This is a genomic window from Streptomyces sp. cg35, from assembly GCF_050410835.1.
Classification (GTDB): Bacteria; Actinomycetota; Actinomycetes; order Streptomycetales; family Streptomycetaceae; genus Streptomyces.
The window spans coordinates 1,977,250-1,990,623 of sequence record NZ_CP191268.1 but is presented as its reverse complement, the minus strand read 5'-3'; the positions used below and the strand labels follow the sequence as shown (position 1 = coordinate 1,990,623).

General features: G+C 73.9%; 10 protein-coding genes and 1 pseudogene. 3 read left to right on the top strand and 8 right to left on the bottom strand.

Going from position 1 to position 13,374, the window contains the following annotated elements; all coding sequences use genetic code 11:
- Positions 1 to 492, top strand: a complete 492-nt coding sequence (locus ACQUQD_RS09250) for a methylated-DNA--[protein]-cysteine S-methyltransferase (protein WP_428957499.1) — start codon at positions 1 to 3, stop codon at positions 490 to 492.
- Here the strand turns inward: ACQUQD_RS09250 and ACQUQD_RS09245 are convergent.
- From ACQUQD_RS09245 to ACQUQD_RS09210, 8 genes and pseudogenes are all read right to left on the bottom strand, one after another.
- A pseudogene (locus tag ACQUQD_RS09245) lies at positions 489 to 614 on the bottom strand (PPOX class F420-dependent oxidoreductase); the annotation flags it as partial. The gene ACQUQD_RS09250 and the pseudogene ACQUQD_RS09245 sit on opposite strands and share 4 nt — an antisense overlap.
- On the bottom strand, positions 578 to 1,240 hold the full coding sequence (locus ACQUQD_RS09240) for a 4'-phosphopantetheinyl transferase family protein (RefSeq protein WP_428951549.1): 663 nt from the start codon (positions 1,238 to 1,240) through the stop codon (positions 578 to 580). The gene ACQUQD_RS09240 and the pseudogene ACQUQD_RS09245, both read right to left, overlap by 37 nt.
- Positions 1,241 to 1,243: 3 nt before the next feature.
- Complete coding sequence (locus tag ACQUQD_RS09235) at positions 1,244 to 1,888, bottom strand: response regulator transcription factor (protein WP_428951548.1); 645 nt, start codon at positions 1,886 to 1,888, stop codon at positions 1,244 to 1,246.
- Positions 1,879 to 3,009, bottom strand: coding sequence for a sensor histidine kinase (locus ACQUQD_RS09230; protein ID WP_428951547.1), 1,131 nt, complete (start codon positions 3,007 to 3,009; stop codon positions 1,879 to 1,881). The genes ACQUQD_RS09235 and ACQUQD_RS09230 overlap by 10 nt, the downstream gene beginning before the upstream one ends.
- Before the next feature lie 26 nt (positions 3,010 to 3,035).
- A complete protein-coding gene (locus tag ACQUQD_RS09225) occupies positions 3,036 to 3,722 on the bottom strand; it encodes a DedA family protein (protein ID WP_428951546.1) in 687 nt (228 codons plus the stop codon).
- A gap of 171 nt (positions 3,723 to 3,893) precedes the next feature.
- The gene (locus tag ACQUQD_RS09220) at positions 3,894 to 6,230 is read right to left on the bottom strand and encodes a glycosyl hydrolase family 95 catalytic domain-containing protein (RefSeq protein WP_428951545.1); all 2,337 of its coding nucleotides are present in this window, start codon (positions 6,228 to 6,230) and stop codon (positions 3,894 to 3,896) included.
- A gap of 204 nt (positions 6,231 to 6,434) precedes the next feature.
- Positions 6,435 to 6,917, bottom strand: coding sequence for a DUF456 domain-containing protein (locus ACQUQD_RS09215; protein WP_428951544.1), 483 nt, complete (start codon positions 6,915 to 6,917; stop codon positions 6,435 to 6,437).
- A gap of 59 nt (positions 6,918 to 6,976) precedes the next feature.
- On the bottom strand, positions 6,977 to 7,957 hold the full coding sequence (locus ACQUQD_RS09210) for a helix-turn-helix transcriptional regulator (RefSeq protein WP_428951543.1): 981 nt from the start codon (positions 7,955 to 7,957) through the stop codon (positions 6,977 to 6,979).
- Between the two features lie 200 nt (positions 7,958 to 8,157).
- Here ACQUQD_RS09210 and ACQUQD_RS09205 point away from each other — a divergent pair, with 200 nt between their 5' ends.
- Both ACQUQD_RS09205 and ACQUQD_RS09200 read left to right on the top strand, forming a co-directional pair.
- Positions 8,158 to 11,913: a S8 family peptidase gene (locus ACQUQD_RS09205; RefSeq protein WP_428951542.1), complete on the top strand. Its 3,756-nt coding sequence runs from the start codon at positions 8,158 to 8,160 to the stop codon at positions 11,911 to 11,913.
- A gap of 140 nt (positions 11,914 to 12,053) precedes the next feature.
- Positions 12,054 to 13,349, top strand: coding sequence for a protein phosphatase 2C domain-containing protein (locus ACQUQD_RS09200; protein ID WP_428951541.1), 1,296 nt, complete (start codon positions 12,054 to 12,056; stop codon positions 13,347 to 13,349).
- Positions 13,350 to 13,374: the final 25 nt, after the last annotated feature.

The following is a 13,374-nucleotide window of genomic DNA, read 5'->3' as shown; positions in this document are numbered from 1 at the left end:
ATGTACTACACCACGTTCGACAGCCCCCTCGGCGAGCTGCTCCTCACCGCCGACGACGCCGGCGCCCTCACGTCCCTGTCCGTGCCCGGGCAGAAGGGCGGGCGGACGGTCCAGGACGGATGGGTGCGCGATCCGGCGCGGTTCGGCGAGGCCGTCCGGCAGCTCGGCGCCTACTTCGCCGGCGAACTCAAGGAGTTCGACCTGGAGTTGAGCCCCGAGGGCACGGAGTTCCGGCGGCGCGTGTGGGACGCGCTCGACGACGTGCCGTACGGCGCCACCACCACGTACGGGGCCGTCGCGGCCCGGATCGGCGCCTCGCGTGCCGCCGTGCGGGCCGTCGGCGGCGCGGTCGGCGCCAACCCGCTGCTCATCGTGCGCCCCTGCCACCGGGTGATCGGCGCGGACGGTTCCCTCACCGGGTACGCCGGCGGCCTGGACCGCAAGGTACGGCTGCTGACCCTGGAGGGCTCGCTCCAGGAGGACGGGTCCTAGAACTCCTCCAGGCCCCAGCTGTGGATCCGCTGCGGATGGATACGGATCAGCTCCTCACTGAAGTGGGAGCCCACGTCGTGTGGACCTAGGCCTGCGGCCCCAGGGCGATCGCCGCCGCGTACCCCTCCGGCACCGCCACATCCCGCACCGACCAGCCGTCCGGCGCGCCGGGGGAGCCGGGCAGGGTGCCGACGTAGTCGAGATCGGTGGGGCGGGCCAGGCCGGTGCCGAGTCCCTTGAGGTAGGCCTCCTTGCGGACCCAGGCGCGGGCCAGGGCCAGGCGGCGCTCCGACGGGTCGGCGACCGCGGCCAGTTCGGCCCGCTCCCGAGGGTGCAGCACCGCCGCCAGCTCCTCGGCGGCCGACTGCCCCGGGAGCTCCTCCACGTCCGCGCCGACCGGCGCGGGGGCGAGCGCCACCAGCGCCAGATCGCCGCTGTGGGAGAGGGAGAAGTGCACGTCCGGCGCATCCGCGAGAGCAGGACGGCCGTGCGCCTCGCCGCATTCGGGGCAGGGCCGGCGCACGAAACGCAGCGTGCCGGGCGCGCGGCCCAGCCGGTCGCCGAGGATCCCGCGCAGCGCCAGGTGCGCGGCGACGTACCGCGTCCGGTGCCGGTCGAAGGCGAAGGCGGCGGCGCGCCGCAGCTCCTCCGCGTCGAGGACGCCCGCCCCGTCACCGGTCCCGCCGTCGGTGCGGACCAGCCACAGGCCGACCGTCCCGGACGCGGGCAACTCCCTCACGTGTTCCATGAGTCACGCCTCCAGGTAGCGCAGGACCGCGAGGATGCGGCGGTTGTGGGCGGCCGTGCGCGGCAGATCCAGTTTGTCGAAGACCGTGTTGAGGTGCTTCTCCACCGCGCTGAGGGAGAGGTGGAGGCGCCCGGCGATCCCGGTGTTCGTGTGGCCCTGCGCGAGCACCTCCAGGACGTCGCGCTCCCGTGGCGTGAGCCGGGCCAGGGGGTCCGCGCGGAGGGAGCGTCCCACCAACTGCCGTACGACCTCGGGATCGATGACCGTGCTGCCCGCCCGGACCCGCTCCAGTGCGTCCAGGAACTCGTCGACCTGCGCCACCCGGTCCTTGAGCAGATAGCCGATGCCCTCGGCGCCGCCCGCGAGCAGCTGCGTGGCGTACCGGCGCTCCACGTGCTGCGACAGCACCAGCACCGCTGTCGACGGGCGCCGCCCGCGGATCTCCAGGGCCGCGCGCAGCCCCTCGTCGGTGTGCGTCGGGGGCATGCGGATGTCCACGACCACGACGTCCGGCGCGTGCTCGTCGACGGCGTCGGGCAGCGCCCGGGCGTCGCCGAACGCGGCGACGACCTCGTGCCCCTCCTCGACGAGCAGCCGCACCAGGCCTTCCCGCAGCAGGGTCGAGTCCTCGGCGATGATCACGCGCACGGCAGCTCCGCGGTGACGACGGTGGGTCCCCCGAGGGGGCTGGTGACGTGCAGCGTGCCGTCGAGTGCCTCGACGCGGCCGCGCAGCCCGGCGAGGCCGGTCCCGGCGCCCGCGGACACGGCGCCGCCGCGCCCGTCGTCCCGCACGGACACGGTCAACACGCCTTCTTCGAGAGTGAGTCGAGCGGCTATCTCGCCGGCCCGCGCATGCTTGGCGGCGTTCGTCACGGCCTCGGACACGACGAAGTAGGCGGCGGCCCGGACCGGGCCGGGCAGCGGTTTTGGCACGTCGTAGGCGAGGCGCAGCGGCACCGGGCTGCGCTCGGCCACCCCGCCGAGCGCCTCGCGCAGCCCCAGCCCGTCCAGCGCCGACGGGTACACCCGCCAGGCCACCTCGCGCAGTTCGGTGAGGACGGCCCCGGACTCCTCGTGCGCCTGCCGCAGCAGCGCCGCGGCCTGCTCGGGGGTGCGGCCCGGGCGGCGGGCGCGGCCCAGCAGCATCGCGAGTGCCACCAGCCGCTGCTGGAGGCCGTCGTGCAGATCGCGCTCGATGCGGCGGCGTTCCGCGTCGACGGCGTGCACGATCGCGGCGCGTCCCGCGGCGAGCTCGTCGATCCGCCGTTCCAGCAGCTCCCGCTCGGAGGGGCCGAAGCAGTCGCGGGCCAGGCGGGCGTCGAGGGCGTACAGGGAGAGCAGGCCCTGGACGCCGAGGAAGAGGAGGACACCGCCGAGCGCGGCCTGCCCGAGGAGTTCCAGCGGGCCCACGCCGCCCCGGACCAGGGCGGCGACGAGGACCCCGGCGAGCACCGCGCCGAGCGCGAGCAGGCCGAGGACGACCGCCGTCAGCAGGCCCGCGCAGGTGTGCGCGGCGAGGAAGCGCAGGACCTTGTCGTCCCGCGGCGCGTAGCGCGCGGGGAAGCGGTCGCCGAAGAAGGCGGCGCGGCTGTGCCGGTCGAGCGCGGTCAGGCGGCGGGCTCCGCCGGCCAGCGCCTGCCGGGCCCACGAGCGGGTGCGCGGCACCAGGAGCGGGGGCCCGAGCGCGGTCCCCGCGACGGCCAGATAGCCGAGCCCCGCGGCCGCGGTGGCGCACCCGAGGAGTACTCCGACCGCCGTGCGTCCCACCCTTCTCGCCCCCACGGCAGCCGAGCCTACCGGCCCTGGTCCACCGTCGGCCGACGGTCACCGTCGCGGTGCCGGCCGCGGCCCCGCAGACGTACCGCCAGGTACGCGGCCAGCGCGACGACCACCGCGGCCAGGACGACCTTGGAGATCACGCCGACGTACGTCTCCACCAGATCCCACCGGTCGCCCAGCCAGTAACCGGCGAGCACCAGAACGGAGTTCCAGATCAGCGAGCCGAGTGCGGTCAGCGAGAGGAACAGCGGAAGGCGCATCCGCTCCACGCCCGCCGGGATCGAGATGAGGCTGCGGAAGACCGGGACCATCCGGCCGAGCAGGACCGCCTTCGTGCCGTGGCGCTGGAACCAGGCCTCCGTGCGCTCCAGGTCGGAGACCTTCACCAGCGGGAGACGGGCCCACAGCGCGTACATCCGGTCGCGGCCGATGACCCGGCCGATCCAGTAGAGGGCGGCGGCGCCCACCACGGAGCCGAGCGTCGTCCAGAACAGCGCCGAGACGAGACTGATCGCGCCCTGGCCCGCCGCGAAACCGGTCAGCGGCAGGATGACCTCGCTGGGCAGCGGCGGGAACAGGTTCTCCAGGGCGATCGCGAGACCGGCGCCGGGGCCGCCGAGGACGTCGACGAGATGCGCGGCCCAGCCCGCGACGCCGCCGGTCGGCTCCGCGGAGGCGGCGGCCGGGGTCATGAGGTCCATGCGAGGTCTCCAGGCGGGGGCGATCGGCACGTCCGAGGCGGCTGCCCCGAACCCCACCCAGGCTAGAAACCGCAGCTCAGCACCGTTACGAGGGTAACCGTTCGGCAAAGTGCGGGTCCCCGCGGCGGCGCCCCCGCGGAAAACCGCAGGGCAGCGGGACGCGGTCGGCCGCTACCCGGGCAGGCCCCAGCGCGGCGCCTGCGCGTTCGCCGGCACCGGGGCGATCCGCAGATCCGGCCGGTCGCCCTCGGCCGTGACCAGCGCGGACTCGCCCTTGCGGAGCCCGATCCGGATCGCGCCGTCGCCCGCGTCCTCGTAGGAGAGCCGCCGGCCGCGCCCGTCCCGCACCTCGATCGCGCCCGCGATGCCATGACGAACGACACACGGCGCACCCGCCTCGCTGACCAGACGCACCCAGCGCGTGACGCCCTTCTCCCGGACGGCGCTCAGTAGGAAGGCACCCTGCGTGCGGAAGTCGTGCACGGCGAGATCGGCCCAGGCGGCGGGCAGCGCCGGGAAGACGCGGACGACACCGCCCCACGACTGGCAGACCATGTCGTGCAGCGACTGCGCCGCCGACAGCGGTGTCTCGATGACCGGGCCCGACTCCTTGTACATGGTGTTGGCCTGGATGAAGCGGCTCATCAGCTCGCCCAGGTACTTCAGGGCGTCCTCGCCCTTGCCGAGCAGCGCCGACATCGAGGCCGCGCCCGTGAACGTGTAGCCCTGCAGCGCCCCTTCGAAGCCGACCCAGTGGGCCAGGGACTTCTCGATCAGCGCGCGTTCGTCGGCGGTGCGGCCGGTGACCTCGTACAGCGGGTAGACGGCGAGCATGTGCGAGTAGTGGCGGTGGGACTTCGCGAACGGGATGTCCGCGCCGATCATGAAGCCGTTGGAGTCGGTGGGGTACGCGGCCCGCTTGGCGAGCACCTCGCGCCAGCGCGGCGCCGACGCGTCGTCGATGCCGAGCAGTTCCGCCGAGGCGAGGAGCGTGCGGCAGCCCCAGGTGAGCAGCATCAGGTCGTAGTTGCAGTCGCGGGTGTTGCCGCCGTACTCGGGCGAGAACGTCGCGGGCAGGTGCAGCCTGCCGTCGGCGCCCGGCTCCAGGAAGTGCAGGTAGTAGGCGACCGCCTTGCGCAGCAGCGGGTACAGGGTGTCGCGCAGGATCGACTCGTCCATGGTGTGGCGGTAGCTCAGCCACACGTTGTGCAGCGCCCAGGTCAGGTTGCCGACCTCGGGCGTAGGGGTGTCCTGGCCGGGGACGCCGACGCCGTAGCCCTGGGCGCTGCTGGTGGCGCCGCCGTTGACGAGGCGGATGTCGGTGGTGCGCGGGATGCCCAGCGAGTCGGCCCGGTAGGGCGGTGCCATCTCGGCGGTGAGGTTGTCCCGGAACTCGCCGAGGGCCCGCGTCACGGCGTCGAGTTCGAGGTGGTTCGAGCCGTGGATCAGCCAGTACTCCAGCTGCACGTTGAGGTTCCACCAGGTCGCGGGCCACGGCGTGGGCTCCAGCCAGGGGCCGCTCGTCGCCATGACGGGGGCGTCGCGGCGGGCGGCCGAGGCGGTCTTGTAGAGCTGGATCCAGTAGAAGCGCTGGATCCGGGCGTCCGGCACCGACAGGAAGCTCTTGCCGTAGTACGCGTGCCACCAGGCGCGGTGCGGGACGGCGAGGGCGTCGTACGGCAGCTCCGACACCAGACGGACCGTGGCCGTCGCCTTGTCGCGGGCCGTGCGCCTCGGGAACGAGTGCGCGACGTCGACGTACAGGGTGCGGGTCCTCCCGCGGGTGCGCTCGCGCCATGCGGTGACGTGCTCGCCGCCGGACAGCAGCGACTGCACGGACGCGGACACGCCGCCGTCGTACGCGCCGACCTCGGCGGGCGGGTTGCCCTCGTACCCGGCCGGGATCGGCTGGAACGCGGCGCGGGGGCTCGTGGCGTCCGCCGGGTGGAACACCCAGGAGAAGCCGCGCTCGCCCTCGCTCGGGGTCACCTCGACGACGAGCACGGACCGGGCGTTGTTGACCTGCGCGCGCAGCGTCAGGGTGCCCTTGTCGGTGGTGAGGGTGCCGGTCAGCTCGGCGTCGCGCAGCCGCAGCCGCCAGTCGAGACCGGTGATCGTGCCGACGGGCTCCAGGGTGAAGTGGCCGATGGGCAGCCGCGCGAGCCCGAAGAGCGAGCCGAACTCGGGGCGGTGGTCCTGCACCTCGGAGTGCTGGACGTTGAAGCGGACCGCGTTCCTGCCGGGCTCCTGGTAGATGCCGGAGCCGAGGAGGCCGTTGCCCAGGTACGGGCCCTCGTACCAGGTCGTCGGCATCTTCCGCCAGACGAGATCGGCGTCGTCGAGCACGTCGCGCCAGGCGTCGGAGCCCGCCCGCACGGCACCGTCCGCGGGGGCGGCCGGGACCGCGGGCGCGGCCGCGGACGCCGGTGCGGGCAGGGAGCCCACGAGCGCCGCGCCGCCCAGCGCGGATCCGGTGGCGAGCACGGTTCGTCTGGACGGGGTCGGCATGGCGTCGCCTCCTGGCGGCTCACTGACTCACACTGACTTACGCTGACTCACACGATTCATCGGAGCTATCCCGCGCTGAAAGCTAGAGATGCGGCACCAGTGCGTCAAGAGAGAAGAAGAGATCCGATGGATCTGCTGGATCTGCCGGAGCTGGCGGATCTTCCGGGGCTGCCGGACCTTCTGGGGCTGCCGGAGCTGGCGGAGTCAGCCCCAGATCACGGCTCCCACCCAGGCCCCCACGATCAGCAGGCACGCGAACAGCTCGGCCAGGACGCTGGAGCCCCCCGCCCGCATGGCCGTCCGGGTGGAGGCGGCGGCGTCCCCGTGGCCGCCGAGGCGCAGCCGTTCCGATACGTAGATGCCGCCGACGAAACCGGGGATCGCACCGATCACCGGGAGCACGCAGAACCCGACGAGCGCGCCGACGCCCGCCCACACCGCCAGCCCGCGCGTCGCCCCCGCCTGCCGCAGCCTGCGCGGCGGCAACTGCCAGCGCAGCACCTGGGCGGCGAGCAGCACGACGGTGGCGCCGACCAGGACACCCCAGGCCAGGCCGTTCGGATCGCGCAGCGCCCAGACGGCGACCGCGGCCCACACGAGCCACGACCCCGGTACGCCCGGCACCAGTACTCCGCACAGCCCGAGCGCCATCACGGCCCCGACCAGCAGGAGTTCCCACGCTCCCATGGGCCAAGGGTCCCCCAGACGCGGCGAACGCGCAGATCAACCGGTGCCGAAGGGGGACGTCAGCGGGCCACCCAGCCCCGCTCGTAGGCATGCCACCCGAGCTGCAGCCGCGTCGTCACCCCGGCCAGCTCCATCAGCCGCTTCACCCGCCGCTGCACCGTCCGCAGCCCCAGATCCAGCTGCTTCGCCACGCTCACATCGGTCAGCCCGGCCAGCAGCAGGGACAGGATCTCCAGGTCGATGCCGTCGGGCCCGGCGGCATCGACCTCCTCCACCCGCCCGCTCTCCCCGAGCCGCAGCGGCAGCGCCTGCCGCCACACCGCCTCGAACAGCCCGGAGAGTGATTCGAGCAGCCCGCTGGCGCGCACCACGAGCGCCGCCGGCTCCGAGGCGTGCGAGGTCAGCGGCACCAGGGCGCACGAACCGTCGGCGATCACCAGCTTCGTCGGCACCCGGTCCATGACGCGGACCTGCTCGTCGCGCCCGATCGCCGCGGACAGCTCGGTCAGCCCGGTCGGCAGCGAGAGGACCTCCCGCTCGATGACGACGCGGTAGTCCACGCCCCGGCTCACGGCCTGCGGCTCCGCCTCGTTCTCCATCCCGCTCACGGCGATCGGACTGCCGGTGACCAGGGCGCACACCTCCGTGGCCGCGCCCAGCTGGATCTGCAGGAAGCGCTGCGAGACGGCGGCCGCCCCGGTCACCACCTCGACCAGGTCGTGCACCGCGGGCTCGGCGGCCTGCGCCCGGTACTCCTCGGCGAGCAGCGCCGCGGCCAGCTCCGCCTTCTCCAGCTCGTGCCGGCGCTGGGTGAGCAGCGCGCCGAGCGCGACGCCCGGCGGGGCGGCCACCCAGCGGCCGGGCCGCGCCGAGGACTGGGCGGCGAGACCGTGCCGCTCCAGACGGCGCAGGGTGCGCTCGGTGTCGTACTCGGCGAGTGTCAGCCGCCGGGCCAGATCGGACACATCGGCCGCCCCCACCGACACCAGCGCGCGGTACGCCGACTCGTGTATCCCGTCCAGACCTATCGCACCCAGCATGCGGCGATGCCCTCCCACCCAGTCCTACACAGCCCGTTCCGACACCCCCGTGGCGGGAACCGGCCACGGCACAAACCCGCCGCGCCCATCTTCCCTGCACCGGCCATCACTCTGCCAATGTGGCGCCACCGCAGCACCAACACCCGCCGGGAATATGCCCTTTGGGCCGTATTCACCTGCGCTTTCACTGGGAGTCAGCGATGCGTCCGACAGCGCGCACGGTCCTGGGCGCGGCGATCGCCGCCGTCCTGGCCGTCACCGCGGCCGCTCCGGCCGGGGCACGACAGGGGAGTGCCCCGGACGACGGCCGTCCACCGGTAGGCAGCGCCGCCGCGGCGGCCGAGGGCACCACCGCCACGGTCACGCTCGTGACCGGCGACCGCGTCCTGGTCACCACGGACGCCGAGGGCCACAGCGCGGCCACCGCCCTGCCCACCGGGAACGGCGACGCACCGCTGCTGCAGACCCGGCAGTCCGGCAAGGACCTCTACGTCTATCCGGACGGCGCGCTGCAGGCGATCGCCGCCGGCCGCGTCGACGAGCAGCTCTTCAACGTCACCGGCCTGATCCGGCAGGGCTACGACGACGCGCACAGCGCCACCCTGCCGCTCATCGCCACCTACGACTCCTCCGTCGACGTCGCGCGCAGCGTGCCCGCGACCCCGCGCGGCGCCGAACGCGGCCTCGTCCTCGACCCGATCGGCGGCGTCGCCCTCAAGGCCGACAAGAAGAAGGCGGCCGACTTCTGGTCCGACGTCACCACGCGCCGCTCGCGTGCGGCCGGCGACCTGAAGAAGGTCTGGCTCGACGCCAAGGCGCAGTCGCTGCTCGACAGGTCGACAGAGCAGGTGCACGCCGACCAGGCATGGGCCGCGGGCTACGACGGCAAGGGCACCAAGGTCGCCGTCCTCGACACCGGCGTCGACACCGAGCACCCCGACCTCAAGGGCCGCGTCGCCGAGTCGAAGAACTTCACCGATTCCGCCGACGCCGACGACCACCAGGGCCACGGCACGCACACCACGTCCACCGTCGGCGGCACCGGCGCGGCCAGCGACGGCAAGAAGAAGGGCGTCGCCCCGGGCACCACCCTGCTCAACGGCAAGGTCCTCAACGACAGCGGCTCCGGCGCCACTTCGTGGATCATCGCCGGCATGCAGTGGGCCGTCGACGAGGGCGCCGACGTCGTCTCGATGAGCCTCGGCAACCCGAGCGAGCTCGACTGCTCCGACCCGATGGCGCAGGCCACCCAGGAACTGGCCCGCTCGGCGAAGAACACCCTCTTCGTGATCGCCGCGGGCAACGCGGGACCGACCCTCAACTCCGTCTCCTCGCCCGGCTGCGTCCCCGAGGTGCTCACCGTCGGCGCCGTCGACCGCGACGACTCCACCGCGAACTTCTCCAGCCGCAGCCCGGTGCGGCGCACCCACACCCTCAAGCCGGAGATCGCCGCCCCCGGCGTCGCCATCTCCGCCGCCGCCGCGGGCGGCCGGGGCGTGTACGCGTACCAGTCGATGAGCGGTACGTCGATGGCGACGCCGCACGTCGCCGGTGCCGCCGCCATCGTGAAGCAGCGCCACCCCGACTGGGACGCGCAAGCGGTCAAGCAGGCCCTCGTCTCGTCCGCCGACGCCGGCATACCCGGCGACGTGCGCGAGACCGGCGGCGGCCGGCTCGACGTGAAGGCCGCCATCGACGAGACGGTGCTCGGCGCCGACGCCGTCCAGGGCGGCACCTTCACCTGGCCGCAGGACAGGAGCGACCGCACCACCGTCGCCGTCCCGTACACCAACACCACCGACAAGAGCGTGAAGTTGAGCCTGTCCGTGGCCGGGGTCACCGGCAACGACGGCTCCGCGGTCCGCTCCTCCGTGGCCGGGCTCGGATCGCGCACGGTCACCGTCCCGGCGGGCGGCACCGCCGAGGTCCCGCTGAGGCTCGACCCCACGGCCGCCCTCAAGGCCGCCCAGTACGGCGACGTCACCGGCCGCGTGCTCGCCACCGGACCCGGCGGAGTGCACGTCTCCACCCCGTTCTCCCTGTACGTCGAGCCCGAAACGGTCACCCTGCGCGTCAAGCTGATCGACCGTCAGGGCAAGCCGGCCGACGGCGCCTCCTCCCTCGACGTCATCGGCACCGACACCGCCACCGGCGAGCGCCGCCCCAACGAGGGCGCCACCGACCAGACGTACCGACTGCGCCCCGGCGCCTACTTCCTCTCCAGCTTCATCGGCACCCCCGAGACGACGGGCACCCTCGTCAACTCCCTCACGTACATGGCCCGTCCGCAGCTGGACCTGCGCAAGGACACCACGGTCGTGCTCGACGCCCGCACGGCGCACAAGCTGAGCGTGCGGACCGACCGGGCGTCCGAAGTGCGCGGCGTCACCCTCGGGTTCGCCCGCGGCTGGGACGACACCTGGCTGCACGCGGGCACCGCGGCCGGCGGCCGCTCGATCCGCTCCTACTACGCGGACGTGGACGGCCGGGCCGGCGACGGCACGTTCGAGTTCGACAGCTTCTGGCGGGCCGCCGCCCCGCAGCTCTCCGAACTCGCCGTCCAGGGCGGCCCGTCGCTGCACCCGGTGACCGGCTCCACCAGCTCCGTGAACCTCGACGGCACCGGCAGCGCGCGCATCGTCGACGCCGGGTCCGGCACCGCCGCCGAACTCGCCGCGGCCGGCGTCAAGGACAAGCTCGCCCTGGTGAAGCTCCCGCAGGGCGGCAGCACGGGCACCATCGCGTCCGCCGCCGCGAAGGCCGGCGCCAAGGCCGTCGTCATCCACCGCGAGGCGGCCGGGCGCTGGTACCCGTCCGTCGGCTTCGTCGGCGGACCGGTGCCGATGATCGGCCTGGAGACCGCCGAGGGCACGGCGCTCGCCGCGCGGATCGCGGCCGGTGACACCACCCTGCGCTGGAAGGCCACCGCGAGCAGCCCGTACATGTACAACCTGGCGTTCCCCGAGACCGGCCGCATCGGCTCCGAGCGCACCTACCGCGTCCGCGACGCCGACCTCGCCGCGAACAGGGCGACCTACCGCGCCATGGGCACCGCCACCGACTACGTCGACCTCCCCGCCGCCACCCGGCCCTCCGGCCTGACCGCCTCCTTCGGCGACATCGAGACCGTCGCGGCTCCGTCGCGGCGCACCGAGTACTACTCGGCGGGCGGCACCGGCTGGGGCCACCAGGTGTCCAGCAGCTTCCCGTGGGGCGAGTTCATGATCGACCCCGTGCGCACGTACAAGAAGGGCGAGCACCGCACCGAGGAGTGGTACGGCGGCGTCCTCGCGCCGACCACCCCGCTCGACGACTCCGGCGCACCGGCCCTCGCGGCCGAGCGCCAGGGCGATCTGATCGGCGTCGCCCCCGGCTTCTGGGGAGACGGACAGCACCAGGGCGTCCAGGGCGGTTTCGGCGACATCGGCGGGATGGAACTGAAGCGGGACGGCGAGACCGTCGGCGAATCGAGCTGGCCGTTCGGCGTGTTCGAGGTCCCGGCCGACGACGCGGCGTACGACCTCACGCTGCACTCCGCGAAGATCGGCTCCAAGGTCTGGAACCGCTCGCCCGAGACCCTGACCACCTGGTCGTTCCGCTCGCACCTCGACGAGGACGTCTACTCGCAGGGCATCCCGCTGCTCTTCCCGCACCTGACGCTGCCGGAGGACGGGCTCAAGACCCTCGCCGCCGCCGACGGACAGGAGATCGGCCTGACCGCCACGGGGCACGCCGGGTACACCCCCGGTGCGCTGACGAAGGCCGCGCTCTCCTACTCGTACGACGGCGGGGAGACCTGGACGCAGGCGCGCACCGTACGGCACGGTGACCGGTGGACCGCGATCGTGGACCACGCCGGGGCCGCCGGCAAGCAGGTCACGCTGAAGACCCTGCTGACCGACTCGAAGGGCAACTCCGTCACCCAGACGGTGACCCGGGCGTACGACGTGCGCTAGTTCGAGAGTTCGAGGAGTCACCTGATCCGGTCTGCCGGGCGGCCTTCCCGTGGGGGGTGGGGCCGCCCGGCAGATCTTTTACGCGTGCAATTTTCCCGTTGCCCCGTTTTCGTACGGCCCGTGACGTGGACAATGAGGACATGAGCCAGCAGGGGGATAGGCCCACCCGTCGCCCGGTCCACGAGGACGACTGGTGGGGTCAGTTGTACGAGACCGACGCCGCCGACGTCGCCGACGACACCGGACCGACCCCGACCGCGGACACCCTGGACGACCGTTTCGCCTCGGCCGGGGCGGTGGCGGCCCCGCCGGGCTCCGTCCCGGCCCCGCGCCCCCCGGACGGCCTCTCCCGGCCCGCGTGGGACAAAGCCGCGGACCCCGCCGCCGAGCGGCCCGAGTCCGGGCCCGAGCGGCCCGAGTCCGCCGAGCCCGCACCGGAGCCCGCCGCGCAGGAGCCCCCGGCGCCCCTCGCCGTGCCCTACGTGGGGGACGGTCCGCCCACCTACGACGCCGAGCCCACCGCGCTGCCCGCCGCCGACCCGGACGAGCTCGACGACCTCGTCGCCGACACCGTCCTCGACGGGGCGCGGTACGGCAGCTGCACCCTGCGCGCCGCCTCCGTACGCGGCGACTCCGCGCGCTACCGGGGCGAGCCCCGGCGCGACAGCCTGCTCACCGCGCGGTTCGGCAGCGGCCCCGGCGCGCTGATCCTCGTCGCCATGGCCACCGGCGCCCGCGCGACACCGGGCGCGCACCGGGCCGCCGCCGAGGCGTGCGACTGGATCGGCCGTGCCGTGGGGCTCAGCCACGCCCGGCTGGCCGAGGACATCCGGGCCGGGCGCCGCGGCGACCTCAAGTCGGGCCTGCACCGGCTCACCGACCGCAGTCTCGGCAAGCTGCGGGCCGGCGCCGCCGAGCAGGGCCTGGACCCGGAGGAGTACGCCGCCACCCTGCGCTGCCTGCTGGTGCCCGCCGACCCGGAGTGCCGCACCCGGGTGTTCTTCGGCGTCGGGGGCGGCGGCCTGTTCCGCTTGCGGGACGGCGAGTGGCAGGACATCGAGCCGAGCGTCGCCGAGCAGAGCGGCGCCCCGGTCGTGGGGTACGGATCGCTGCCCGCCGCCGAGACCCCGGAGGGCGACCGGCTCACCATGGACCTCGGGATCACCACGCCGCCGAGCCCCTACGAGCCCGCTCCCGAACCGGCCCGCGACCCGTTCCGCTTCCGCGCCTCGATCGCCCGCCCGGGTGACACGCTGCTGCTGTGCACGGCGGGCCTGGCCGAACCGCTGCGGGGCGAGCCCGACCTCTCCCGGCATCTGGCGCGCAGATGGGCCCAGGGCGCACCGCCGGGCCTCGCCGCGTTCCTCGCGGACGCCCAGGTGCGGGTCAAGGGCTACGCCGACGATCGCACGGCCGCGGCCGTTTGGGAGGCGTAACCGCGCCCCTTGTGAATTCATGGAA